The following is a 25091-nucleotide window of genomic DNA, read 5'->3' as shown; positions in this document are numbered from 1 at the left end:
CAGATTGTTCATTTTTATACAGCTACACCGAACAATATCTGCTGTCTACCTACAACGCACCATCAACGGTCCCAAGAGGTATTCCCATGAAACGGCGCAGTTTTCTGAAGTCAGCCGGCACCATGTCGCTGGCTGCTCCGGCAATCTTGACCGGTGTTTCGTCCGCTCCCGCAAGAACCGCAACAGGATCTCCCCGGCTCGACATCACCTGGCTCGGCGGTGCAACGATGCTGATCGAATGCGGTGACCTGACCCTCCTGACCGATCCGGCTTTCGGCGAAGGTGAGGAAGCGTTCCGCATGGGTGACCCCAACCAGATGTTCGATCTCGCCAAGGGACCCGATGTGGTGACCCACAAACGGCTGACCCCGTTTCGCAGTATGGATCTTTCCAAGGTGGATCAAGTCCTGCTGTCCCACCTGCATGAAGATCATTTCGACCAGACGGCGGAAAGCGCAATTGCCCCGGACATGCCGTTCCTCGTTCCCTCTCATGACCGGGAGCGATTGACCGCAAAGGGGTTCACGCAGGTTCAGGTGGCCGACTGGATGAAACCTCACGTGATCACCAAGGGCGACGTCACACTCTCGCTGACCGCACTACCTGCCGAACACTCGGAAAACCCGGAGATTGCCTCGCTGCTTGGCCCAGGTAACGGCTACTGGCTGGAGATCCGCCAGGGCGATTGGGCAAAGTCTGTCTATTGGACCGGTGATACCTTCCCGACGCCAAATGTCCTCGACGCGCTCAGGGGTTTTGGATCGCCGGACGTGTTCATTCCACATCTTGGCGGCGTCGGCACTTCAGGACCTCTCGGGCAGATCAGCATGGGCGCTAATCATGCCGCCGATTTCGTGGATAAGCTCCGGCCTGGCAAGGTGCTGCCGATCCATCACTCCACTTACGCGCTTTATCTTGAACCCGTCACCAGCCTGCCGACTGCGCTTGCCGGCAAGACGCAAGGACTGGATCTTGTTTCGGAAGGCACCTGCGTAAGTTACGTCTGACCACGAAAACAACGGGGCACCGGCGTCTCCAAAGGAGATGCCGGCTGCCGCAAGCGCCTCCCATAATATAAACTTAGCCGGCAAAATTACCCGTAAAAATACCCGCCGCCTGAATAAAACTGTCATGTAGAGCTGATAGGCGATTTTCATCCGCAACCCTTTTGCTGCTCTGTGCAAAGGATCTGTCACATGAAAAAGCTTCTGATCGCAGCCGGCCTCCTGGCCGCGGCATCCGCCTCCGCTTACGCCGACGATGTTACCGGCAAGCTCGTGCTCTACACCTCCCAGCCGAACGCCGACGCCCAGGCAACCGTCGATGCCTTCACCGCGGCGCATCCGGGCGTTGAAGTCGAGTGGGTCCGTGACGGCACCACCAAGATCATGGCGAAGCTGCTGGCAGAATTCGAAGCCGGTGCGCCGAAGCCGGACGTACTGCTGATCGCCGACATGGTGACCATGGAGAGCCTGAAGCAGGAAGGTCGTCTTATGGCGCATGAGGCGGCCGACGTTTCCGCCTACGATCCGGCGATCATGGACAAGGACAAGAGCTACTTCTCCACCAAGCTGATCACCACCGGCATCATGTACAACACCAACGCGCCGATGAAGCCGACGTCCTACAAGGATCTCCTGAAGCCGGAAGCAAAGGACAAGCTAGCCATGCCGTCGCCGCTGACCTCCGGCGCCGCGACCATCCACATGACTGCGCTGACCTCCAACCCGGAGCTTGGCTGGGCCTATTACGAAGGCCTCGCAGACCAGGGCGCCAACCCGCAGGGCGGCAATGGCGGCGTCTACAAGGCGATTGCCGGTGGCGAGAAACTCTACGGCTTCGTCGTCGACTTCCTGCCGATCCGCGAAAAGGTAAAAGGCGCACCGGTTGAGTTCGTCTTCCCGGAAGAAGGCGTCTCCGCCGTCACCGAGCCGGTTGCGATCCTCTCCACTGCCCAGAACCCGGATGCCGCCAAGGCATTTGTCGACTTCCTGATTTCCGAAGACGGTCAGAAGCTTGCCGCATCCCAGGGCTACCTGCCGGCACACCCGGGCGTCCCGGCTCCGGAAGGCTTTCCCGCGCGCGACCAGATCAAGCTCATGGATTTCGATCCGGCCAAGGCCCTGGAACAGGACCAGGCCGACAAGATGAAATTCTCCGAGATCTTCGGCGGGTAAGGCCAACGCCTCCTTTCGACAACGGGCAGCGTGGCGGAAGCCTCGCTGCTTTTTTCCGTTCCCCCGTCATTCCGGACAAATGCAGCGTTGCTCATGCTGATCCGGAATCCAGACATCAGCATGAGCAAAGCGAATACTGTTCAATTTGGAATTTGGCCGCGCCTCCGGCGCGAAACATGTCTGGATTCCGGATCATCGCTCGGCTACGCCTCACTTGTCCGGAATGACTGCGAGAAGCAACGGCAAATCCCTGTGCAGCTATCGAAGCTTTCCGAAAAGACCTCCCTCCTCGCGCTTGTTCTCGGTGCAACGCTGATCTGCGGCCTGCCGCTGCTGCTCTTGTTCAAGACCGGGCTGACGGATGATGGCGGTCTCGACCTGGGCCCGTTGATGGAAGCCGTGCAGAGCCGGTCGGTCCGAAGCGCGCTGTGGCATTCCGTTGAGAGCAGTTTCTTGTCGGCACTGGCAGCAACCGCACTCGGCACCCTGCTCGCACTCCTGATCGGCCTCACCGATATTCGCGCCAAGGGCCTGCTGGTCTTCCTGATCCTGCTGCCGATGATGATCCCGCCGCATGTAACGGCAATTGCCTGGATACAGGCGCTCGGCCCGGGCAGTCCGGTGTTGCGCTGGCTTGGGCTGGCTCCGGAACTCGGCTCCACCCACCCTCTCTACTCCCGCGAAGGCCTCGTCCTGCTGCTGACCCTGCAGCACAGCCCGCTGGTGTTCCTGCTGGTCCGTGCCGCGTTGAGATCGTTTCCGCGCGAACTCTCAGACGCGGCCCGCGTTTCCGGCTCCGGAAGCTTCTTGATGTTGCGCAGGATCACCTTGCCGTTGCTCGCGCCATCCCTGCTGGCCGGTTTTGCGCTCGCCTTCGTTGCCGCACTTGGCAATTTCGGCATCAATGCCCTGATCGGCATTCCGGCACGCTACACCACCTTGCCTGTTCTGGTGTGGCGAAGGCTGGCAAGCTTCGGTCCGGATGTCCTGCCAAACGTGGCGGTAATTTCCGTTATCCTGGCTGTTGTCGCCCTTGCGGCGATCCTGCTGCAAGGTGTGCTGCAGCGGCACCTGCGCACCAGCCTCATCGGTCTGCCGCAAGATCCTCTGGCGATCTCCCTTGGCCGCAAGCGTCCCTTTGTGGAAGCCACTCTCTGGCTGTTCGTCGCCTTCGTGCTGCTGCTGCCGGCAACCTCGTTGCTGGCGACCTCGCTGGTTCCCACTTACGGCCTACCACTGTCTGCGGAAACCCTGACACTCGAAAACTTCACCGAAGTGCTCTGGCGCCAGTCCGTCACGCTCAGGGCCTTCGCCAACTCAACTCTCGTTGCCGGGGTTGCCGCACTTGTCATTGCTGTCATCAGCCTGTTCCTGGCCTATTTCCTCGCCCATCGGAAGCCGGCTCACAGAACCTGGGCGAGCCTTGCGCTCACACAGTCGGAAATCGCCTTTGCCGTGCCCGGCCTGGTGATGTCGATCGCCTTCATCCTGGCATTCATCCGCCCTCTGCCGGTATTGAACATCTCGCTCTACGGCACCCTCTGGATAATCCTGATTGCCTATGTCTCCGTTTTCCTGGCGGTGGGCCTGAAACCGGTTGCCGCCGCCTTCCTGCAAATGGATGGTTCATTGGAAGATGCGGCTCGGGTGGCTGGCGCCGGGTTCTACCGGCGCATGACAAGGATCTTCACCCCGCTCGCAGCTCCCGCGGCTGCCTCCGGTGCAATCCTGGTGTTCCTGACCGCTTACAACGAGGTCACGGTCTCCGCCCTGCTCTGGTCGACCGGCAACGAGACCATCGGCACGACAATCTTCAACTACGAAGACGGCGGCTACACTACGCTTGCCGCCGCCATGTCGGTTGTGGTCGTCGCCGCAACGATTTTGATCATGCTGACAATGAATGCACTGGCCCGCAGGGTTCCGGCCGGGACGATCCCCTGGAAGGATTGAGGGATAGTCGAAGCTCTTGTCATCCCGGGTCTGCGCTGCGCTTTACCCTGGGTGACAACAAGGAAAAAACTCACTCCGGCAACACCCATCCCCGCAGGATATCGAGCTGCAGGAGCTCGCCAGGTTCCGCCTTTCGGTGAAGCACCATGAGAAGCGGTTGCGAAAGGCCTTCGAGACGGACGAAGACTTCCCAATAGCCACCCCGGTAGATCGTCCGTTCGACCGTTGCTTCGAAGCCGGAAATGCCCGTTGCGAGCACCAGATGTTCCGGCCTGAGCAACAACGTTGCTGGGCCCGAAACTGTTTGGTCAGGACAATCGACGACCGCGATGACATTGCCGAACCGCACTTGCGCCTCGCCGTTTTCAACTCGCAGCACATCCACCGGAACGAGGGTGCTGCGGCCGATGAAACCGGCGACCTTCTTCGAATTCGGACGGCGGTAAAGCGTGTCGGGATCGTCCGCCTGCAGGATGCTGCCATCCCACATCACCGCCACCTTGTCGGCAAGGGCCATCGCCTCGCGCTGGTCGTGGGTAATGAAAAGCGTCGTCGCGCCGCTCGCCCTGTGGAATGCCGCCAGCTCTTCTTCCATCGTGCTGCGCAAATGCGGATCGAGATTGGCGAGAGGCTCGTCCATCAGGACGGTGCGCGCGCCTTGCGCCAGGCATCGCGCCAGCGCCACCCGTTGGCGCTGACCGCCGGAAAGTTCGGCCGGCTTGCGCTGCCGGAACGGTGTCAGGGCCACCGTTTCCAGGCACTCCGCCACACGGGCCGACACCGCGCTCCGCGTTTCACCCGCCGTCTCCAGCGGAAAGGCGACATTAGCGGCAACATTCATGTGCGGCCACAGCGCATAGGACTGAAACACCACTCCCACCTGGCGCTGCTCGGGCGGCAGGTGCAGGCCCTTGCCGGCAACGGCCTGCCCACTGAGTTTGATCTCTCCCGCATCGACCGGCTCCAACCCGGCAATGGCGCGCAGCAAGGTCGACTTGCCGCAACCGGACGGGCCGAGCACCACGAAAAACGTGCCGTCCTCAATCGAAAGGGACACGCTGTTCAGCGCCTTATGGGCATCGAAGGACTTGGAAACGGAAGCAAGCTGGATGGACATGCCTCCCGTTAGCCTTCTCCCATGACAGATTGATTACAACTGCTGCAAACGCCCCTCATCGGCCCCGCAAACGCAGCAGCAGGTCGACTTCCTCTTCCAGCGCGCGGCCATAGGCCCTGGCCGCCGGGGCGTTGGAATGCATCAGTGTTTCGTGGCGGAACAGGCAATAGGCTGCAAGGCACCAGTGATAGGCGCCGCGCTCCTTCAGAAAATGCTCGACCGTCTCCTGGTCAGGGTAGCGCGTCAGGAACATTTCCTCCGCATGGGCGACAAGCGGATGAAGGCCATAGAGCGTTGCAAGACCGGGCGAGACGAAACAGGCGATATCCTCGACCGGGTCACCAAGCCCGGCGAATTGCCAATCGATCAGCCGGGCGCCATCGCCGGTTGCCTGGATCGTGCCGAGACAGAAACTGCGATGAACGAGTGAACGCTTGATCTCGCGTCTTTTGACGGCGCCATCGGCCGGACGCGACCGCTTCAGGTTCGCCGCCTTGCGACTATGCGGAATGAGCGCCAGCATGGCATCGCCCCGCGCCAGCACCTCGTGATATCCGGCCGGAACGGTCTGGTGCCCCGACACCGGTTCACTCAAGGCGGCAAACCGACCGATCAGTTCGGCGGCTTCTCCGACATCGATCTCGTTGTCGACCGGGGTCGGATAGCCATAGATCAACAGCGGTGTTTTCGCCGGACTGTAGGTGAAAGCTTCAAGTTCCGGCGACAGGCCATGGCGGGCTAGTACGGCAAGGGCGTCCGCTTCCTGCCTCGGCAAGGTCGGATACAGAGGGTTGTCTTCATTTTCGGGGAAGAACTCCTTGATGACAAAGCTTCTGCCCGGCGTGTCCAGCCGCCAGAACCGGGCGGTATAGGCGACCGGCAACGGCCGCAGCCGCGCAACTGACCAGTCCTTCACCGGCAGGAGCGTTTTCAGAAAAGCCAGCAGTTCCGAATCCGACAGCAACACGCGCACCAGGGGTCCCCACGAAAAGTCTCCTTGTTCTGATCGCTTTGAAGTCCCTTTCCGTCAAGCCCCCCGATGGGCGAGATCACGGCTGGATCGAGGACACGGTGCCGGATGTCGGAGTTGAAGCACTGGCCGTCGTTCTGAGACTGCCCGCTGAAAGTGCCCTCTCAAGTAACGTCTGATGAAATGGCGCAGACCGGGCCGCGCCCAAGCCTTTCCAGGGCATCAGGTCCGGCTTTCAGGAATAGTGGCGGACGACATGACGCATGACATCGAAACGGCCTCGCTTGCCGAGACGGCTCCCGCGCGGCGCGGACGGCGGCGCAGGGGCGGCGAGAAGACCGGTCCGGATCTCTTTCCGCAAAAACCCTTCAAGCAGCCGCGGCATATCTTCAAGCCGTTGGAAGCCGTTTCCGCTGACGAACTTGAAGCGATCCACGACGCATCCATGCGCGTTCTGGAAGAGATCGGCATCGACTTCCTGCACGAGGAAGCAAAGCAGATCCTGAAGGAGGCCGGGGCCGACATCAAGCCGGGTGAAGACCGTGTACGCATGGACCGGGCGATGGTGGAAGAGCTTGTCGCCAAGGCCCCGGCCGAATTCACGATCCGTGCGCGCAACCGGGCGCATGATCTGCAGGTGGGCGGCAATGCCCTTGCCTTTTCCTGTGTGGCCAGCGCGCCCAATGCCGTCGACCGCGACCACGGTCGCCGCCCGGGCAACCAGGAGGACTATCGCAACTTCCTGAAACTGTCGCAGTTCTTCAACATCATTCACTGCGTCATGGGCTACCCGGTCGAACCGGTCGATATCCACGCTTCCGTGCGCCATCTCGACTGCGTTGCAGACATGCTCCGGCTCACCGACAAGGTCTATCACATCTATTCGCTCGGCAAGGAGCGCAACCTAGACGGTCTGGAACTGACCCGGATCGGCTACGGCCTTACCCCGGAAGAATTCGTCGAAACGCCGTGCGTGGCAACGGTCATCAACACGTCCTCGCCGCTGAGGCTCGACACGCCAATGCTGCAAGGCCTGATCGAAATGGCCAAGGCCGGACAGGTTTCCATTGTCACGCCTTTCACTCTTGCCGGTGCCATGGCTCCGGTCACCGTTGCCGGCGCGCTGACCCTGCAGAACGCGGAAGCCCTTGCCGGGATCGCCTTCGCCCAGCTTGTCCGCCCGGGTGTGCCGGTGGTTTATGGCGGCTTCACGTCCAACGTCGACATGAAATCCGGCGCGCCAGCCTTCGGCACGCCGGAATACATGAAGGCAGCAATCGTCGGTGGCCAGCTCGCCCGGCGCTATCATCTTCCCTACAGGTCGTCAGGCGTTTGCGCGGCCAACACGGTCGACTATCAGGCCGCGCTGGAAACCACCTTGTCGGAATGGGGCGCGATCAACGGCGGGGCCCATATTATCAAGCATGCCGCCGGATGGCTGGAAGGCGGACTGAGTGCGGGTTTCGAGAAATTCATCACCGACATCGATCTGCTCCAGAAGATCGCCGAATACCTGACGCCGCTTGATGTGTCAGAGGCAGCCCTTGCCGTCGATGCGATCCGCGAGGTCGGTCCGGCGGGCCACTTCTTCGGCACCCAGCACACCCAGGACCGTTACAAGGACGCTTTCTACGCGCCCATCGTTTCCGACTGGCGCAATTACGAAAGCTGGTCGGAAGCAGGCAGCCCGACCGCCTACGACAAGGCGAACATGCTCTACAAGAAGGCTCTGGAAGCCTATGAGCAGCCCCCGCTTGATCCGGCCATCGACGAGGAAATCACCGCCTTTGTCGAGAGGCGAAAGGCCGAGGGCGGCGCCCCGACCGACTTCTGATCATTTCACGTTTAACGTTCGAACACGGCCTGCCGCGCAAGAGCAGGCGCTTCCGGAGCAGATTGCATGAATACCCACACTCAGGTTGTTGTCATTGGCGGTGGCGTTGTCGGCTGCAGCGTTCTGTATCACCTGACCAAGCTCGGCTGGAAAGACGTCACGCTGATCGAGCGCGACGAACTGACATCCGGCTCCTCCTGGCACGCAGCAGGCGGCTTCCACACTCTGAACGGCGATCCGAACGTAGCCCAGCTGCAAAGTTACACCGTCGACCTCTACAAGGAACTGGAAGAAATCTCCGGCCAGTCCTGCAGCCTGCACCTGACCGGCGGCGTCATGCTGGCCGATACGCCCGAGCGGATGGATTTCCTGCGTCTTGCCCAGGCCAAGGGGCGCTATCTCGGCATGGACCTGGAGCTGATCTCGGTCTCCGAAGCCAAGAAGATGTTCCCTCTTCTGGACGAGAAACACTTCATCGGCGCGCTCTGGGACCCGATTGAAGGCCATCTCGACCCCTCCGGCACCACCCATGCCTATGCCAAGGCGGCCCGCGTCAACGGCGCGACAGTCCTGCGCCACACCAAGGTGGAAGAACTGGTTCAAACGCCCGACGGCACCTGGGATGTCATCACCAACAAGGGCACGATCCACGCCGAACACGTGGTCAACGCGGGTGGCCTTTGGGCGCGCGAATGCGGGCGCATGGTCGGCATCGAACTGCCGGTGCTCGCCATGGAGCACATGTACCTCCTGACCGACGAGATGGAGGAAGTGACCTCACACAACGAAGCCACCGGCAAGGAACTGATCGGCGTTCTGGATTTCGGTGGTGAGATCTACACCCGCCAGGAAGGCAAGGGCGTACTGCTCGGCACCTACGAGCAGAACTGCCGCCCGTGGAGCCCGCGCCAGACCCCCTGGGATTTCGGCCACGAACTGCTGGCGCCGGATCTCGACCGGATCGCGCCGGAGCTGGAAGTCGGCTTCGAGCATTTCCCCGCCCTGCAGAATGCCGGCATCAAGCAGATCATCAACGGGCCTTTCACCTTCGCGCCGGATGGCAACCCGCTGGTCGGCCCGGTTCGCGGTCTTCGCAACTACTGGGTTGCCTGCGGCGTCATGGCCGGGTTCAGCCAGGGCGGCGGTGTCGGCCTGACGCTCGCCAACTGGATGATCAACGGCGATCCCGGCTACGACATCTGGGGCATGGATGTTGCCCGCTACGGCACCTGGGCAACGCTCTCCTATACCAATGCCAAGGTTCAGGAAAATTACCGCCGCCGGTTCCGGATCCGTTTCCCCAACGAGGAACTTCCGGCCGCCCGCCCGCAGCAGACAACCCCGCTTTACGACCGCATGCTGGCGCAAGGCGCCGTCATGGGCGACAGCTGGGGCCTGGAAACACCGCTCTGGTTCGCTCCGGAAGGCGTGGAAGCCAAGGACATCGTCTCCTACCACCGCTCCAACGATTTTGAGCACATCGGCGCCGAGTGCCGGGCTGTGCGCGAGAGCGTGGGCGTGACGGAGACGGCCAACTTCGCCAAATACGAGATCACAGGGCCCGGCGCGGAAAGCTTCCTGTCGCTTTTGATGACCAACACAATGCCGAAGGTCGGCCGCATCATCCTGACGCCGATGCTGAACGAGAACGGCAAACTGATCGGCGATTTCACCATCGCCCGGGCCAGCGACCAGAAGTTCTACATGTGGGGCTCGTCCCAGGCCGAGATCTATCACATGCGCTGGTTCGAGAAGCACCTGCCAGAGGACGGCTCGGTGACGATCCGCGCAATAAACCTCGGCTGGGTTGGCCTCTCCATCGCCGGTCCCAATTCGCGCAAGGTTCTGGAGAAGATCACCGGAGACGATGTCTCGGGCGAAGCGTTCCGGTTCATGGACTTCCGCGAAATGGACGTTGCCAACGCCCCCTGCAAGGTCAACCGCATCACCTACACGGGCGACCTTGGCTACGAGATCTGGATGGCGCCGGAGTACCAGCGTCAGGTCTATGATGCGCTGATGAAGGCCGGAGCCGAGTTCAACATCGTCAACTTCGGCATGCGCGCCCTGCTCTGCCTGCGACTGGAAAAGAACTTCGGCACCTGGTTCCGCGAATTCCGCCCGATCTACGGCGCATTCGAAGCCGATCTTGGCCGGTTCGTGAAGCTGTCCAAAGACACCTTCATCGGCAAGGAGGCGGCTCAGAAAGAATTCGATGAAGGACCGAAGCGCCTGCGTGTCAGCTTCGTGGTCGACGCGTCGGACGCCGACGTCATGGGCGATGAGCCCGTATGGCACGACGGCAAGGTGATCGGCTGGGTGACTTCCGGCGGCTACGCCCACTACCTGCGGAAATCCCTCGCACAAGGGTATATTCCCTCGGACTTGGCATCGAACACGCAGGAAGGCGCCTTCGAGATCGAAATCCTGGGCGAGCGCCGCAAGGCCACCATCATCAGCGAACCGCTGTTCGACCCGAAAGCCGAACGCATGCGCATGTGAATGCATCTGGTCGTCGGACCAACACCCCGACGACCGCCTCCCCCGCCTGAACTCCACCTCCCCCTATCCTCCCGGGCTCCCCTCCCCTCAACCTCATCCTGAGGAGGCGCAAAGCGCCGTCTCGAAGGATGGGCAGCATACTCGGGAACAAGCGGCCATCCTTCGAGACGGGCCTCCGGCCCTCCTCAGGATGAGGGGTTGGTGTAGGGAACGATTGGGATTTACCGGAGGTGGGGGGTCGGCACGAAAAGGCAGGGAAGACGAGGACTGTTGAGCGGACAAGAGCGTCCCAGCACTGAGGATACCTGCCGAGTTCCGAAGAGCGCAGAGCGACAGATCGATTCAGAGACCTGCGCAGTCACTCCATCCGGAACACCCCGATTCTTCGCCTTTGCTGAACTCCGCCTTCCGCTCCCCTCATCCCGAACTTCTCCCCCCTCATCCTGAGGAGGTGCGAAGCGCCGTCTCGAAGGATGGGCGGCAAACGCCAACACAAGTGACCCATCCTTAGAGACGGGCTTTCAGCCCTCCTCCGGATGAGGAGTTTGGTGAGGACTGGCAGATAATAATGCGACCTAAGCAAACCGATGGCAGACGCCAGTCGGCATATCAGAACACGCCTGCAGACCGGTTCTCGGCCTTTACTTCAACCGGATGATCTTCGGCCCGAGGGCGCGCACGTAATCGCTTTGATCGGCAAAGACCATCACGTTGGTCTCGGTCACTTCGGTCTGCTTCAGTTCCAGCGGCGTCTTGCCGTCCGGATTGACGATCACCTTGCGGGTCGGCGGCAGGCCGCGGAACACCAGAACACCGGCTTCCTTGGTCACGATGGCACCATAAGGTTCGTCGTGGACAATGCGCGTCGTGCCGCTTTCGGCCTGCGCTGCTACTCCAAGGGCCATGCTCATGCCGGCTGCGGCCAGCAGGGTTTTGCAGAAGGAATTCATGACACGTCTCGCTGTTAACGCTTCATTTACCATGAATCGTAACCGCTCGTTAACTTTTGCGCCAGAGGTCCTGCGGGTTTGTCCCGTGAAACGGAAATTATGGTTAACGCGACAGACTGACTTCAGGCCGAGACGCCGTGGCTGAGGTCCTTGAAGCTTTCGGCAACATGCTTGGCGAACGCATGAGTGGCTTTGCCCGCATGGGCCCGCTCGGCCATGAGAATGTGATAGTCGCCGATTTCCGGCAGGCCATGCCGTTCGTCCAGGGCCATCAGGGGCGCCTCGACAACACTCGCCGGAAAGGGAGCCACGGCAAGGTCCGCCAGCAGCGCGGCTTCCTGGCCGGCGCTGTGAAAGCTGGTGTAGGAAACGCGGTAAGGCTTCTGGGCATCGTCCAGCGCAACCCGCGCAGCTCTGCGCCAGGGGCACCCGGGCGTGGAAACGGCAAGCGGCAACGGATCGCGCTCATAGGCAATACCACCTTCCAGTCCTACCCACACCAGCGGCTCGGTGAAGACGATTGTGCCTCCCCGCGCCAGTGCGGTACCCGGACGGGCGGTAAAGAGCGCAAGGTCCAGCTCCCCCTTCTTCACCTTCTCGTCCAGCATCGGACTGCCATCGAGATGCACGTCCACGTTCACACCAGGATGAGAGCGTGCAAAGCGTGAAAGAATGTTGGGCAGGAACCTTGTGCCGAAGTCGGACGGCGCTCCGAAGCGGACTTCGCCTTCCACTTCAGGAGACAGGAACAGCGAAACAGCTTCCTCGTTCAGCATCAGGATACGCCGCGCATATCCAAGCAAAGCTTCGCCTTCCGTAGTCATACGTACAGTGCGCCCTTCTCGGGCGAACACCGAAACCCCGAGGATCGATTCAAGTTTTTTGATCTGCATTGAAACTGCTGACGGCGTTCGCCCAACAAGCTCGGAAGCTTTTGAAAAACTTGAGGTTTCTGCGATCACCAAAAAGGTTCTGTAAAGATCCAGATCGATCAGCGGCATGCCGGTGCCGGGCAACTTTTGCATGGTCCAGATTTCCCGGAAGTTCAGTTCAATTTTTTTGAACGAATAGATGAATACTATTCGATTGATTGAACTGCAAGTTCTGCCCATATAGCAGGCAAGCGGCCTCGCGTTTAAGCAGTGGACCGCACTTTCTTGTAACAATCGAATACGCTCAGGATTGGCAACGCCATGACCTATCTTGCACAAGCCCTCGGCACCAACCTCATGGGTGTCGTTAGCGGACACACCACGGCAGAGCTGGCTCGTATGAACCAGGCCCTGCGCCAGCGCGAAGCTCAGAAGTCCAAGACACGCTGATCCGACGACCTGGATGACTGCCGATTGCCGGCCTAAAGCCGGCAATCTGACAATTTTCCAGAGAGTGCGAAACCAGCGTCAGGCCAGCACGGGATACCCGCGCTCTGCCGCCTCGGCTTCCATCTTCAAGATGACCGCGTAATCGTCGGAAGACAGTTTCGAAAAGCCGTGAATGCCAAGGCGTTCACGGCTTTGTTGCGTTTCAGGCGCTGAAAGCACCTCGGCAACGGCATCGCTAATAAGTGCGTGTTCCGCATCGCTGAAACGGCGGGAAGTGATCAGCGGCAACCCGGGCGCAGATGCTGTGCGGCCAAGCGGCCGAACTTGCGCCGCCAGCTCCGGTATTTCCCGGCAGACCAGTGCCCAGCAGACTGAATCAATGGATGCGATGTCGGCCTTGCCCTCCGCAACGGCCTTCAAGGACGCCAGGTGGCTCCCGCTCACAATGACGTCTGAAAAGAAAGCGCCCTCAGTATCAAGCTGTGCCACCGCATGACGGAAAGTATTCATGCCTGACTGGCTGTCCGATCCGTTGAAAACCGCCCGGTGACCGCGCAGGCCCTCCAGGTTTTGGTGGGAGCTGTCATGCTTGACGATCAGTTGACTGCAATATCGTGGACCATCGCACCCTTCCGCATCGTAGTGAGGCGTCCCCACGAGCCGGACCTTGTCCGCAAGTGCATGGGTCAGGGGGTAACCGCAGGTTTGCGACAAGAGGAGATCCGGGTCCGTCCAGGCCTCCACCAGATCTTGCCCATCCTGCCATGGCCGGATATCGCCTTCACTCAGTCCCAGAACGCGGCAAAGCGCGCCCTGGAGCGCGCTTTCAAGATCCCGCGTGGCATGACGTACCTCCGGCCAGTCGTACATCGGCAGCCGGACAGCTAGAAAAGATCCACCGGTCAAGACACCGCCTTTTCCGCGGCAGGAAATCCGCTGGTCTCATTGTATTTGATCGGGTGCACAACGGGCTCCTTCACCTTGAAAAAATAGTGCCTGGCCAACTGGAAATAGCTCGCAAAGACATAGCCGCCGTTCCGCTCCTGCCATTCCGAGCGGGCAGCGCGGTAGATCTTCGGAAGATGATACCAGGGTGCACGCGGATTGGCGTGATGAACGACATGGAGATTATTGTTCAGAAACAGAAGCGAGAACACCGGGCAGAACTCGACGATGATCGACCGCGCCTCCGCATGTTCATGCGCACGGTGCTCCGCATAGGTGCGCAGCATCAACAGGCTCATGCCCGGATAGGCAACGCCGAGAACATACAACCAGAACGGCATGCCGCCGACCAGAGTGACAAACAGGACAAGCGGCACCACACCGGCAACATGATGTGCCCAGGCGCGCATGACGACCTTGTCCCCCGCAAGCATCATCCGGATTTCGGCTCCCACGAAACCGACCATCGAGACCACCGGCCCGATCAGCAGCCGGCCCAATAGGGTGTTGTTGATCGTCAGGATCATTTGTATCGGACGAGGAAGGCTCTGCCAGTCCGCCCAGGCGAGATAGTAGCTTTCCGGATCGTCGTAAGGATCCGTCAGCCGGTCGTTGTTATGATGGCGCAGGTGAAGAGACTTGAAGCGGCGATACGGCACGCACAGGCCGAACGAGCAGTAGACCAGGGCTTCGTTGAGTGCGGGACTGCGCGTGGGGTGACCATGAAGTACCTCGTGTTGCAGTGAGGATTGCAGTGTCACCAGGATCGCCGCCAGGGGGCAGACCACGAAAGGTCCAAGCTCGGAATAGAACCCTATCAACAAAAACCAAGCCGACGAGGTGGCCAGAATCAGGGCCAATGTCGGCCACTCGCAGAATTTCGCGCGCGGCAAGGAAGTCTCCAAATGTTTGAAAAATCGGCGTAAACCGACATGAACTGGTTTGACTATGCGCGCAGGCCATCTTCAGGACAATTTGAGACTTGAGAACAAATTCCACGATATTTAGCAAAATCAGCATGATGGTTTTATTTGTAAACAGATGATGATTTTTAGCTGCATCTGCAGCCTTTCCGACAAACGATATGACTGGATCGGAACATCAAGTGGCGGTTTTGCCGCTAGACAAAAAAGGGGCTGTCCTCTGTTCTGGGCGAAACGCCGGAAGGAAGGACAGCCATGCCAACATCAAACGAAACGCCGAACCGTCATGACGTGATTATCATCGGCGCCGGCATCATCGGTTGCGCCATCGCATTGTCCATGACACGCAATGGCTACAAGACACTGAATGTCGACGCCCTGCCGGCAGCCGGCTATGGCTCCACCTCCAGTTCCGCGGCGGTGATCCGCACCTATTATTCCACGCGCGACGGCACGGCGATGGCCCTTGAAGGCTATCACGACTGGAAGAACTGGCAGGCCTATCTGGAAACGGAAGACGCCGGGGAACTGGCGCATTTTATCGAGACCGGCACACTGGTGATGAAGACCGCATCCGACAACTACCAGAAGCATGTTCTGGAACATGCCGACGCCCTCGGCATCCCTTATGAACACTGGTCGGCCGACCGCATCACACAGGAACTCCCAGGCTACAACCTGGACTGTTTCGCCCCGGCGAAAACCATGGATGACGACGACTTCGGCATGCCGACCGGTGGCGCGCTTCAGGGCGGTGTCTTCTTCCCGGCAGGTGGCTACGTCGACGATCCGCAAATCGCCGCCCGCAACCTGAAGGATGCGGCAGCCAGGCTTGGGGCGCAGTTCCGCTTCAAGACCAGGATCGTCAAGATTCCGGTAGAGAACAACCGTGTCACCGGTGTTCTCACTGAGAACGGCGAACATATCCCGGCAGCTATCGTCATCAATGTCGCCGGCCCGCATTCCGGCAAGGTGAACGCGCTCCTGGAAGGTGAGACCGGACTGAAGATTGGCCACCGCCCGCTGCGCCAGGAAGTGGTTCAGATCGCCCCGCCACAAAGTCTGAATTATTCCCGCGAAGGTCTGGTCGTTTCCGACAACGACATCTCCGTCTACGTCAAGCCGGGTGGCGGCGGCCAGTTGATGATCGGCAGCCAGAACCCTGCCTGCGACCCGCATCTCGTGGAAGATCCCGACGATTTTGCAATGGACCTCACCGACCGCGGTCTCACCTATGCCTACCGCTACTCTCAACGAGTACCCGAACTGGGCGTATCCCAGCACCCTGTGGGGGTTGCGGCGCTCTATGACGCGACGGACGACTGGCTCCCGATTTACGACCGCACCGATGTCGATGGCTACTACCTGGCCATCGGAACCAGCGGCAACCAGTTCAAGAACGCAACCGTTGCCGGGCGCCTGATGACAGATCTGATCGGTTACTGCGAAGCTGGCAATGACCATGACGCCACGCCATTGCAATTCAAGCTGGAGCATGTCCCCCACACGCTCAACACGGCGACGTTCTCCCGCAAGCGCGAGCTGACGAAGGAAAGTTCGTTTTCGGTGCTCGGGTAATTTCACTCAAGCTTCTGTTCTTCTGAGCCGAAATCGTAGGAGCGATCTCCAACCCTCTGCCTCATCCTGAGGAGCACACGAAAGTGCGCGTCTCGAAGGATGGGGGGGAGGTTGGGGCTAGGGCTGGGTTGGAGCTGAGTCTGGGTCTACGGCTGCGGCTGGGGTTGGAACTACGGCAAGGTCTGAGGCTGGCGTCTGGATTGGAAACGGCTCCTGTCTGGCTTCGCTGGACGAACGCCCGGTGCGCGCGACTGAACATAACGGCCTCAAGCCCCCCCCAATTCCGCCGTGGTCGAATCGCCCGTTTCGGGGTAAGCAACCGGTTCTGATCCTGAAGGAGCATTCCGTGGCCTGGTCCCCGCAACAAGATGAAGCCCTGAAAGAAGCCGCTGCCTGGCTAAAGCGCGGCGACAGGCAGGTGTTCCGCCTGTTCGGCTTTGCGGGCACGGGCAAGACAACGCTTGCCCGGCATCTGGCGGAAGGCATCGACGGCGACGTCTGTTTTGGCGCCTTCACCGGCAAGGCTGCTCATGTGCTGCGCCAGAAAGGCTGCGAGGATGCGGGCACGATCCATTCGCTGATCTACCGCCCCCGTTCGGCCAAGGAAGAAGACGACCTTGACGACGATGATGACGACAGCGGCCCGCAGTTTGCCATCAAGCGGGACAGCCAGGCTTCGACCGCGAGCCTGATCGTCATCGACGAATGCTCCATGGTGGACGAAGACCTGGGCAAGGACCTTCTGTCCTTCGGCACGCCTGTTCTGGTGCTGGGTGACCCGGCACAGCTGCCTCCCGTCAAGGGCGGTGGCTTTTTCACCGAAGCAGAGCCCGACGTGATGCTGACCGAGGTTCACCGGCAGGCGCAGGACAATCCGATCGTGCGCATGTCGATGACCATTCGCGACGGTGGCCAGCTCGACTACGGCACATTCGGCGAAAGCCGGGTGATCCACCGGCGCGACATCGACAAGGACCAGATCCTTGCCGCCGATCAGGTGCTGGTCGGCACCAACAAGACGCGCAGGCTTTACAACGCCCGCATTCGCGAGTTGAAGGATTTCTCCACTCCCATGCCAGCGGTCGGCGACAAGCTGGTGTGCCTCAGGAACGACAAGACCAAGGGGCTTTTGAACGGCGGTCTTTGGACGGTCAAGCGCCTGCGGCCCCCACGTGGCAACACGTTGCGCTTCGATGTCGTGTCCGAGGACGAGCTCTCGAGAAACGCCGTCAAGGTGAAGGTGTTGCCGGCCATGTTCGAGGATGGCGCGGAAAGCATTCCCTATGCCATCCGGCGCAAGGCGGACGAATTCGACTACGGCTATGCGCTGACCGTCCACAAGGCCCAGGGCTCGCAGTGGGACAACGTTGTCCTGTTCGATGAAAGCTGGGCATTCCGCGAGCACAAGAGCCGCTGGCTTTATACCGCAGTCACCCGCGCCGCCGAGCAGATCACTGTCGTAAGATAGGCGAGTTGAACGCGGCTTCGGAAATCTCCTGCAGATCATTGCTGGCAGGAAGTGCCTGGAGACCGGTCTCGATAAAGGTTCTGAGGTCGTTCTCGCTGCTGCCGCTGCGCCCAAGCAGGGCAATTGCCGAAAACTGTCCGTCGATAAAGGTTGCCGTCCGGTCCACGTCGGTATCTTCAGACATCTCCCCCGCGGCAACCGCCTTTAAAAGGCGATCCCTGATGGCCTTGAACCGTGCAGCCCTCAGGTTCAGCACGACTTCCTGATGCCGCTGAGCGCCATATGTGCAGTCGACAAGGGCATTGACGAGAAAACATCCAGCCGGCGTTTCCTTGTCCAGCGTCAGGTCCGCGACGGCACCGAGAAAATCCCGGAAGTCCTGGACAACGTGTTTTTCAGCCCGTTTCAACCTGGCAAAGACCGGCCCGCCATAGGTTTCGAAATAATGCAGAAGCGCCTTTTCGAACAGTGCTTCCTTGTCGCCGAACGCGGCATAAAGGCCCGGTTTGGCCATGCCTGACGCATCGGCAAGATCGCTCATGGATGTGCCGGTATAGCCGTTCTGCCAAAAGGCGATCATCACGGAGTGAAGAGCGTCTTTGGTATCGATTTTTCTTGGCCGTCCGCGCGCCATCGGTCTGCACTCCTCATAACAAACCGTGTGATCCGGTTATTAAAGCTCGGGAACCTTAAACCTCGGCAGGATGTACGCCCTTGCCCACCATGCGCACCACCAACCGACCACGACATCTTGTTGAAAGAATAGCTGCTCGTTTTCAACGCAGAATACGCAATTTATTGCAATTCGTACAGGAACTACCCATCATTCAACCTAAAAGTGCATACCAAAACAATTTCACTGCACTGCCTGCGGTGAAATTGGTTCGCCATTGGGCTCAGCTCGTTTCAATCCGGCGCGCCCGATCCGGCAATCTTTCGGTATTTCACAGTGGACGGAACTCATCGGTCCCTTTTCCGCCCGATTGAGGGGGCTTATCGTCTGCGGCTCAGATTTTTCTCGACGGAAAGTACCTTTCGTAAATGGCAAGCGTATCGATGACCGACCCGACCACGTCCACTCCCAAGGCCGACCTGTCCGCCCAGACCGCCCTGCGCATCGCACAGAGGATCGCGGATGAAATCGGCTGCAAGGCCGGCCAGGTGAATTCGGCCGTCCAGATGCTGGACGAAGGTTCGACGGTGCCGTTCATCGCCCGCTACCGGAAGGAAGCCACCGGCGGGCTTGACGACACCCAGCTGCGCAAGCTCGAAGAGCGGCTGATTTATCTGCGTGAAATGGAAGACCGCCGCGTCGCCATAACCAAATCCATCGAAGAGCAGGGCAAGCTCACAGACGATCTTGTTGCCAGCATTCAGGCAGCCGATACAAAGTCCCAGCTTGAAGACATCTATCTGCCGTTCAAGAAGAAGCGTCGCACCAAGGCACAGATTGCCCGTGAAGCCGGCCTGGAACCGCTGGCCGACACTCTTCTGGGTGATCCCACCCGAGACCCCGAGGCCGAAGCGGCCGCTTACGTGGATGAAGGCAAGGGCGTTGCCGACACCAAGGCGGCGCTTGACGGTGCTCGCCAGATCCTGATGGAACGCTTTGCCGAAAACGCCGAGCTGGTCGGCCGCCTGCGCCGCCATGTCGAGGAACGTGGTGTCGTTCAATCGAAACTCATCGACGGCATGGCGGAAAAAGGTGCGAAATTCGCCGACTATTTCGACTATTCCGAACAATGGTCCAAGATCCCGAGTCACCGCGCCCTTGCGCTGTTCCGTGGTCGCAACGAAGGCATCCTGTCTGTCGACCTGACGGTTGATGCTGACGACGTCTCCCCTGTCCTGCCCGCCGTAAAGATGGTTGCTGACACCTATGGCATCGCCGACCGGGGCCGCCCTGGCGACAAGTGGCTTATGGAAGCTGCGCGTTTCGCCTGGAAGGTGAAGCTTGCCCTGCACCTGGAACTCGACCTGATGGGTGTCCTGCGTGACAAGGCGGAAGAAGAAGCCATCCAGGTTTTTGCCCGCAACCTCAAGGATCTGCTGCTGGCAGCGCCCGCCGGTTCCAGAACCACACTCGGCCTCGATCCCGGCATCCGGACAGGCGTGAAGGTTGCCGTTGTCGATGCAACCGGCAAGCTGGTTGAAACCGCGACCATCTATCCGTTCCAGCCGCGCAATGATGTCTCCGGCTCCCGTGCCGCTCTCCTCGCCTTGATCGCGAAACACAAGGTCGGCCTGATCGCCATCGGCAACGGCACGGCCAGCCGTGAAACAGACAAGCTGGCGGGTGACGTTCTTGCCGACATTCCCGCCGCCCAGCGCCCGGTAAAGGTCATCGTCAACGAGGCCGGCGCTTCGGTCTATTCGGCCTCGGAACTGGCGGCGAAGGAAATGCCGGATGTCGACGTTTCCCTGCGCGGCGCGGCCTCCATCGCCCGCCGCCTGCAGGACCCGCTTGCCGAACTGGTCAAGATCGAACCGAAGTCCATCGGCGTCGGCCAGTACCAGCACGACGTCAACCAGACCAAGCTGGCCCGTGCGCTGGATGCGGTTGTCGAAGACGCGGTGAACGCCGTCGGCGTTGATCTCAACACCGCCTCTCCCGCCCTGCTGTCGCGCATTTCCGGCCTGTCGGACAGTCTGGCAAAGGCGGTCGTCGAACACCGTGAAGCCATCGGCCGCTTCGACAGTCGCACCCAGCTCAAGGAAGTCCCGCGCCTCGGCGCCAAGGCTTTTGAACTCTGCGCAGGCTTTCTGCGCATCAACGAAGGCAAGGAACCGCTCGACGCCTCCTCCGTCCACCCGGAAGCCTATCCGTTGGCAAAACGGATCGTGAAGGCCTGCGGCCGCGACGTGCGCCAGATCATGGGCGACGCCTCACTGCTGAAAGGCCTCGAACCGTCAGAATTCACCGACGAGAAATTCGGCCTGCCGACTGTGAAGGACATCCTGTCGGAACTGGAAAAGCCGGGCCGCGACCCGCGCCCCGAATTCAAGACCGCGACCCTTCAGGACGGCGTCGAGGAAATTTCCGACCTGAAACCGGGCATGAAGCTGGAAGGCACGGTCACCAACGTCACCAACTTCGGCGCCTTCGTCGATGTTGGTGTTCATCAGGACGGGCTGGTGCATGTTTCCCAATTGGCTGATCGGTTCGTCGATGATCCGCACAAGGTCGTGAAGGCCGGTGACATCGTCAAGGTGACGGTCCTGGAAGTGGATGTTCCACGCAAGCGCATCTCCATGACCATGAAGTCCCAGGCAGATTACCAGAGCCAGCGTGAGCGTGGTGGTCAGGACAGGGGTGGCCAGAACCGGAACGGTCCGGGAGGCAGAGGCCCCAGCGGCAAGGGACCCGGCGGCGGTAACGGCCCGCGTGGAAATGGCCCCCGTGGTGGCGGCGCGCCGAAGTCCTCCGGCGGAGACAGCGGCAACAACGCCTTGGCCGCGGCACTCGCCGCAGCGATGAACAAGAAGAAATGACGGACTGATCCAGCGGCGTTATGAGCGCCGCTGGATCAACCTGCTACTGGTTTTCGTAACAGTCATCGATGCCCGAAGGCGACTGGAGCAAGAGCTGCCGTCCCTTGCTGTGAACCGTGTACTGACCGTCCGTATAACGCGCGCCTGACCCTGAGACGACCTGCTCGAGCCGTCTCGGCGTGTGACCGTCAATGGTATAGATCAGGTGGCCGTTGCCGCTTTGCACGTAGGTGGCCGTCAAAGGCAATCCTTCGGTGCACGTGTAATGCACCGTAACTGAGTCACCGGCGGCCGGCTGCGCCACATTGCCAGCTGCCGCCGGTTGATAGTTGCGCGCCGGAAAGGCATCGGTGATCTGGTAAAGGTCCGACCGCGGACCATTTCCCTGCGCATAAAGGATCATGCGCCGATGCAGATCCAGCTGCAGCGTCACATTTCTTGAAGCATCGTGGAGATACACCGACCAGTCGTCCCGGCCGAATTCCTGAAAATAGAAATTCACGGTGCCGTAGACATCCGCTTCCTGCCACTGGCCGTTTCCAACGTTTGTGAAACTGCCGCCAGAATGCCGGACGACACCAACATTCTGGCCATTCACACCAGGAGCTGCCGACAGTTGGCCGCCAGGTTGCTGCGGAACCGGGTTCTGGACCTGAGGCCGGCCACCGCAGACCTCGTATATCCCCGGGTATGGGCGCTCCGAACAGAACAGCCCGCCCCAGTGATAGCCTGTCTGTCCGTTGCGGTACCTGACCTGGAACCACTCGTATCCATTCATCATGACCCCGGTACCGGACAGGATCAAAATGGCATCCCCCTGACGGAGACTGCCGCTTTGCCCGTATTGCATACCAGGACCACTGCGAACCTTGCCGCCGTAGGATGCACCGTTTTGCGGGAAATCGACGTCCGGTGAGGCGAAAGCGAAATTGGCTGGCAAAACAAGTGTTGCCAGCACGACATAAAGCGAAAATCTGCTCATCAAAATGCCTGTTCTATTGAAGTTACTTAAGAGGAAATGCAGCGTCTTCGGAGAAAATTACTGTATTCAACGACGAACTTTAGGTCATACGAACAGGAAATGGAACTTCGTTTTGCGGCTGCTTGCGCGGCACTTTGTCAGACAGGCAGCGCGCGCCCTTCCCCGGCTTCGCCATGGTCAATTTTGCCCCTCTGGCAATAGCGGGAAACTGCATTACTCTGTTTTAATAGGAAGTCCGTTTAGGAACGGAATATGTCTCAGAAGGATCAGGAACAGGACTGGCCCAAGCAGGACATGGAGTCCGGCACGCTCACCGCGCTTGCCCACCTGTACCGCGCGGAGGTGTTTCGCAGCACCCATTGGCGCACCCGCCTCGACAACACCACCAACTGGGCCGTCGTCACCACCGGCATCGCCCTGTCCGCGACATTCTCCAACAAGGAAGCATCACCCTTGCCCATGGTGCTGGTGGGGCTGCTGGTAACTGTTTTCCTGATCTTCGAAGCTCGCCGCTACCGCTACTACAACATGTTTCGGGCGCGGGCTCGGCTGATGGAGACGGACTTTTACGCGCCCATCCTCGCCGGAGGCAAAGTGCCCATGCGCGGAAGCTGGGCAACGATGCTCTCCGACGACTATGAGATGCCGCATTATCATATTTCGCTGGTCAGGGCGGCAGGACGGCGCTTGCGCAGCAACTATTCCTGGATCCTGGCGATCCAGGCTGTCGCCTACTACGGCAAGCTGGCGATACACCCCGTGCCACTGACCAGCCTTGCCGACGTGTTCCAACGGGCGGCGATAGGGCCGATCCCCGGATGGACCGTCATGCTTGCAGGTCTTGTCTTTCATACCAGCTGGGTGGTGTTTGCCATCGTGACCTTGCGACTGGACAAGCTCTACCGGGAAAAACGCCGCTCGCCGATGCAGTCGATCTGAGACGGCCGATGTCAGTTTCGAGAAGCACATGTCTTTTCCTCCGGCAACCGGGTGTGGTATGGGCCTCTCAGTCCACTTCGGAGATTTTATGTCCTGACCTCTCGGGCACCCATCGGTGCCCATCCGCAAATCGCCTCCGGCTGCTCCGGACTGCGTTTGCCAAACCTGAAGAGAGACACCACCCGGTCGTGACCTCATGATCGGACGAGGACAATGTTATCCAAATGATCAGACCCTATGTCAGCCAGGACGCTGAACGGATCATCCATATCTGGCGCAAGGCCAGTGAATTCGCCCACCCGTTTCTGAGTGACGACTTCCACGACATGGCCGCCACCGCCATCCGCGACATCTATCTGCCGAAGGCGGCAACCTACGTCACGGAGATCAATGGTGTTGCCGTCGGTTTCATCTCGCTGCTGGACAACTACATCGGCGGCCTGTTTCTGGACCCGCAATATCATGGACGTGGCCTCGGAAGGGCCCTTGTGGATCACGCGGTCAAACAGAAGGGGCCGCTCACCGTTGAAGTCTTCAAGGAGAATGCTCGCGGTCGGCGTTTTTACACCGCCTATGGCTTTGTGCCGACCGGAGAATACTTTCACGAACAGGCACAGCACATCAGCATTAAAATGGCGATGAAGCCCTGACAGAAAAGCGGCGGCCTTCGGGCCGCCGCAACAGGCTTTGGCTCAGAACCGGCTTGCCGCAAAGGGCGCTGGATTGATATCAGGCCGTGCGCCTTCGATCATGTCCGCAATCATCTGCCCTGTGACGGCAGATTGCGTCAGACCGTGGTGGGCGTGGCCAAAGGCATAAAAGATGCTGCTATGCCGTGTTGCCGGTGAGATGACCGGCAGGCTGTCCGGAATCGACGGGCGGAACCCCATCCAGCGTTTGCCGCCTTCCGACTTGAGCTCCGGGAAAAACAGCTTTGCCTTGGCCAGCATTGCGTCCACGCGGCGCCAGTTCGGCGGCAGGTCGAGACCGCCGAATTCCACCGCTCCGCCGACGCGCAAGCCGCTGGACAGACGCGACAGGACGAACCCGTGACCGGACAGCATGATCATGCGGTTCACGTTAACGCCGGGGTTCGGGATGGTGATGTTGTAACCGCGCTCCGTATCCAGCGGGATCTGATCTCCCAGCTGCGCGGCAAGGGTCTTCGACCATGCCCCGCAGGCAATCACCAGTCGCTCGGCCGCGATCGTGCTGCCGTCTTTCAGGATCACGTCACAGCCCTTGTCATTGGGCTGCAAGCGGCTGACCTCACCAACCTCGAACTTGACACCCTGAGATGACAGCCACTCGGCAACCGAAAGGCAAAGGACCTTGGGCTCATCCACCTGCACCCAGTCCGGCACGAGTGCCCCGCCAACAACACGGGAAGAAAGGTCCGGTTCCAGATCCCGGATCGCTGATGCATCCAGCTCCTCAACCTTGATGCCGTAGTCGCGCTGCTCGGCCCAGCCCGCGCGAGAGGCTTCAAGCGACTGCACCGTGTCGAACAGCTCCAGGCAGCCGTCCCGGCGCACCTGGTTGTGGGTTCCCGTCGTCCGCCAGAGCGCTTCCCAGGCCGGAAGAGCGCCTCCATTCAGATCCGCCAGCGCCTTCGTGCTCTGCGCCACCTTTGCGGGGTTTGAAGCCGCCATGAAACGCAGCATCCACGGGAGGATCTTGAGCGCATAAGCTGGACGAACCGACAAGGGACCCAGCGGATCCAGCATCCATTTGAAGGCCTGTTTCCACAAGCCGGGCGAAGCAAGAGGCGCGACGTCTGTCCAGGCGATGGCAGCCGCGTTGCCCTGGCTTGCGCCTGCCGCAGGGCCTTCGCGGTCCAGCACCGTAACGCCGTATCCGCGTTGCACCAGGCTGGCAGCGGTCGCCAGCCCGACGATGCCCGCACCAACCACATGGACATGTCCCTTGCTCATTCGGC

General features: G+C 60.2%; 20 protein-coding genes. 11 read left to right on the top strand and 9 right to left on the bottom strand.

Going from position 1 to position 25091, the window contains the following annotated elements; all coding sequences use genetic code 11:
* Window positions 1-86 precede the first annotated feature (86 nt).
* The 3 genes from Q666_RS47160 (at window position 87) to Q666_RS47150 (ending at window position 4130) form a co-directional block, all read left to right on the top strand.
* Complete coding sequence (locus Q666_RS47160) at window positions 87-1007, top strand: MBL fold metallo-hydrolase (RefSeq protein WP_023003370.1); 921 nt, start codon at window positions 87-89, stop codon at window positions 1005-1007.
* A 189-nt stretch (window positions 1008-1196) separates the two neighbouring features.
* The gene (locus tag Q666_RS47155) at window positions 1197-2177 is read left to right on the top strand and encodes an ABC transporter substrate-binding protein (protein ID WP_023003371.1); all 981 of its coding nucleotides are present in this window, start codon (window positions 1197-1199) and stop codon (window positions 2175-2177) included.
* A gap of 252 nt (window positions 2178-2429) precedes the next feature.
* Window positions 2430-4130, top strand: a complete 1701-nt coding sequence (locus Q666_RS47150; RefSeq protein WP_031270483.1) for an iron ABC transporter permease — start codon at window positions 2430-2432, stop codon at window positions 4128-4130.
* Between the two features lie 70 nt (window positions 4131-4200).
* Here Q666_RS47150 and Q666_RS47145 read toward each other — a convergent pair whose 3' ends face one another.
* Window positions 4201-5247 carry an ABC transporter ATP-binding protein gene (locus tag Q666_RS47145; RefSeq protein ID WP_023003373.1) on the bottom strand — a complete coding sequence of 349 codons (1047 nt, stop codon included), beginning with the start codon at window positions 5245-5247 and terminating at the stop codon, window positions 4201-4203.
* 55 nt (window positions 5248-5302) lie between these two features.
* Entirely contained in the window at window positions 5303-6220 is a 918-nt protein-coding gene (locus tag Q666_RS47140; protein ID WP_031270484.1) for a phosphotransferase, read from the bottom strand.
* 253 nt (window positions 6221-6473) lie between these two features.
* On the opposite strand from Q666_RS47140, the gene Q666_RS47135 reads away from it, so the two are divergent.
* Complete coding sequence (locus tag Q666_RS47135; RefSeq protein WP_023003375.1) at window positions 6474-8051, top strand: trimethylamine methyltransferase family protein; 1578 nt, start codon at window positions 6474-6476, stop codon at window positions 8049-8051.
* A 66-nt stretch (window positions 8052-8117) separates the two neighbouring features.
* Window positions 8118-10553 carry an FAD-dependent oxidoreductase gene (locus Q666_RS47130; RefSeq protein WP_023003376.1) on the top strand — a complete coding sequence of 812 codons (2436 nt, stop codon included), beginning with the start codon at window positions 8118-8120 and terminating at the stop codon, window positions 10551-10553.
* A gap of 641 nt (window positions 10554-11194) precedes the next feature.
* Here Q666_RS47130 and Q666_RS47125 read toward each other — a convergent pair.
* Both Q666_RS47125 and Q666_RS47120 read right to left on the bottom strand, forming a co-directional pair.
* Window positions 11195-11503, bottom strand: coding sequence for a hypothetical protein (locus tag Q666_RS47125; protein WP_023003377.1), 309 nt, complete (start codon window positions 11501-11503; stop codon window positions 11195-11197).
* 122 nt (window positions 11504-11625) lie between these two features.
* Window positions 11626-12528 carry a LysR substrate-binding domain-containing protein gene (locus Q666_RS47120; protein ID WP_031270486.1) on the bottom strand — a complete coding sequence of 301 codons (903 nt, stop codon included), beginning with the start codon at window positions 12526-12528 and terminating at the stop codon, window positions 11626-11628.
* Between the two features lie 168 nt (window positions 12529-12696).
* Between Q666_RS47120 and Q666_RS66735 the strand changes: the two genes are divergently transcribed.
* Window positions 12697-12825: a hypothetical protein gene (locus Q666_RS66735; protein WP_023003379.1), complete on the top strand. Its 129-nt coding sequence runs from the start codon at window positions 12697-12699 to the stop codon at window positions 12823-12825.
* A gap of 78 nt (window positions 12826-12903) precedes the next feature.
* Here the strand turns inward: Q666_RS66735 and Q666_RS47115 are convergent, their stop codons facing one another.
* Window positions 12904-13731: a PhnD/SsuA/transferrin family substrate-binding protein gene (locus tag Q666_RS47115; RefSeq protein ID WP_208994006.1), complete on the bottom strand. Its 828-nt coding sequence runs from the start codon at window positions 13729-13731 to the stop codon at window positions 12904-12906.
* The gene (locus Q666_RS47110; protein ID WP_031270488.1) at window positions 13728-14663 is read right to left on the bottom strand and encodes a fatty acid desaturase; all 936 of its coding nucleotides are present in this window, start codon (window positions 14661-14663) and stop codon (window positions 13728-13730) included. The genes Q666_RS47115 and Q666_RS47110 overlap by 4 nt, the downstream gene beginning before the upstream one ends.
* A gap of 285 nt (window positions 14664-14948) precedes the next feature.
* On the opposite strand from Q666_RS47110, the gene Q666_RS47105 reads away from it, so the two are divergent.
* Both Q666_RS47105 and Q666_RS47100 read left to right on the top strand, forming a co-directional pair.
* A complete protein-coding gene (locus tag Q666_RS47105; protein WP_023003382.1) occupies window positions 14949-16271 on the top strand; it encodes an FAD-dependent oxidoreductase in 1323 nt (440 codons plus the stop codon).
* A gap of 346 nt (window positions 16272-16617) precedes the next feature.
* Complete coding sequence (locus Q666_RS47100) at window positions 16618-17739, top strand: ATP-dependent RecD-like DNA helicase (protein ID WP_023003383.1); 1122 nt, start codon at window positions 16618-16620, stop codon at window positions 17737-17739.
* Here Q666_RS47100 and Q666_RS47095 read toward each other — a convergent pair.
* Window positions 17723-18373: a TetR/AcrR family transcriptional regulator gene (locus Q666_RS47095; protein WP_023003384.1), complete on the bottom strand. Its 651-nt coding sequence runs from the start codon at window positions 18371-18373 to the stop codon at window positions 17723-17725. The genes Q666_RS47100 and Q666_RS47095 overlap by 17 nt on opposite strands.
* 422 nt (window positions 18374-18795) lie before the next feature.
* Between Q666_RS47095 and Q666_RS47090 the strand changes: the two genes are divergently transcribed.
* Entirely contained in the window at window positions 18796-21231 is a 2436-nt protein-coding gene (locus Q666_RS47090; protein WP_023003385.1) for a Tex family protein, read from the top strand.
* 43 nt (window positions 21232-21274) lie between these two features.
* Here the strand turns inward: Q666_RS47090 and Q666_RS64850 are convergent, their stop codons facing one another.
* A complete protein-coding gene (locus Q666_RS64850) occupies window positions 21275-22213 on the bottom strand; it encodes an MliC family protein (RefSeq protein ID WP_023003386.1) in 939 nt (312 codons plus the stop codon).
* 252 nt (window positions 22214-22465) lie between these two features.
* Here Q666_RS64850 and Q666_RS47080 point away from each other — a divergent pair, with 252 nt between their 5' ends.
* Window positions 22466-23152 carry a DUF2270 domain-containing protein gene (locus tag Q666_RS47080; protein ID WP_023003387.1) on the top strand — a complete coding sequence of 229 codons (687 nt, stop codon included), beginning with the start codon at window positions 22466-22468 and terminating at the stop codon, window positions 23150-23152.
* 224 nt (window positions 23153-23376) lie between these two features.
* A complete protein-coding gene (locus Q666_RS47075) occupies window positions 23377-23802 on the top strand; it encodes a GNAT family N-acetyltransferase (RefSeq protein ID WP_023003388.1) in 426 nt (141 codons plus the stop codon).
* A 42-nt stretch (window positions 23803-23844) separates the two neighbouring features.
* Here the strand turns inward: Q666_RS47075 and Q666_RS47070 are convergent, their stop codons facing one another.
* Window positions 23845-25086, bottom strand: coding sequence for an FAD-dependent oxidoreductase (locus Q666_RS47070; RefSeq protein ID WP_023003389.1), 1242 nt, complete (start codon window positions 25084-25086; stop codon window positions 23845-23847).
* Between the last annotated feature and the right edge of the window lie 5 nt (window positions 25087-25091).

This window comes from Labrenzia sp. C1B70 (assembly GCF_000475395.1).
In the GTDB taxonomy this organism is placed as follows: Bacteria; Pseudomonadota; Alphaproteobacteria; order Rhizobiales; family Stappiaceae; genus Roseibium; species Roseibium algicola.
This window is presented reverse-complemented; position numbering and strand designations above follow the sequence as displayed.

Coding starts and splice junctions, on each gene's coding strand:
- Q666_RS66735 (WP_023003379.1), top strand. CDS start 12,697: ATGACCTATCTTGCACAAGCCCTCGGCACCAACCTCATGGGTGTCGTT.
- Q666_RS47120 (WP_031270486.1), bottom strand. CDS start 12,528: ATGCAAAAGTTGCCCGGCACCGGCATGCCGCTGATCGATCTGGATCTT.
- Q666_RS47080 (WP_023003387.1), top strand. CDS start 22,466: ATGTCTCAGAAGGATCAGGAACAGGACTGGCCCAAGCAGGACATGGAG.
- Q666_RS47075 (WP_023003388.1), top strand. CDS start 23,377: ATGATCAGACCCTATGTCAGCCAGGACGCTGAACGGATCATCCATATC.
- Q666_RS64850 (WP_023003386.1), bottom strand. CDS start 22,213: ATGAGCAGATTTTCGCTTTATGTCGTGCTGGCAACACTTGTTTTGCCA.
- Q666_RS47070 (WP_023003389.1), bottom strand. CDS start 25,086: ATGAGCAAGGGACATGTCCATGTGGTTGGTGCGGGCATCGTCGGGCTG.
- Q666_RS47145 (WP_023003373.1), bottom strand. CDS start 5,247: ATGTCCATCCAGCTTGCTTCCGTTTCCAAGTCCTTCGATGCCCATAAG.
- Q666_RS47155 (WP_023003371.1), top strand. CDS start 1,197: ATGAAAAAGCTTCTGATCGCAGCCGGCCTCCTGGCCGCGGCATCCGCC.
- Q666_RS47105 (WP_023003382.1), top strand. CDS start 14,949: ATGCCAACATCAAACGAAACGCCGAACCGTCATGACGTGATTATCATC.
- Q666_RS47130 (WP_023003376.1), top strand. CDS start 8,118: ATGAATACCCACACTCAGGTTGTTGTCATTGGCGGTGGCGTTGTCGGC.
- Q666_RS47135 (WP_023003375.1), top strand. CDS start 6,474: ATGACGCATGACATCGAAACGGCCTCGCTTGCCGAGACGGCTCCCGCG.
- Q666_RS47125 (WP_023003377.1), bottom strand. CDS start 11,503: ATGAATTCCTTCTGCAAAACCCTGCTGGCCGCAGCCGGCATGAGCATG.
- Q666_RS47090 (WP_023003385.1), top strand. CDS start 18,796: ATGACCGACCCGACCACGTCCACTCCCAAGGCCGACCTGTCCGCCCAG.
- Q666_RS47095 (WP_023003384.1), bottom strand. CDS start 18,373: ATGGCGCGCGGACGGCCAAGAAAAATCGATACCAAAGACGCTCTTCAC.
- Q666_RS47160 (WP_023003370.1), top strand. CDS start 87: ATGAAACGGCGCAGTTTTCTGAAGTCAGCCGGCACCATGTCGCTGGCT.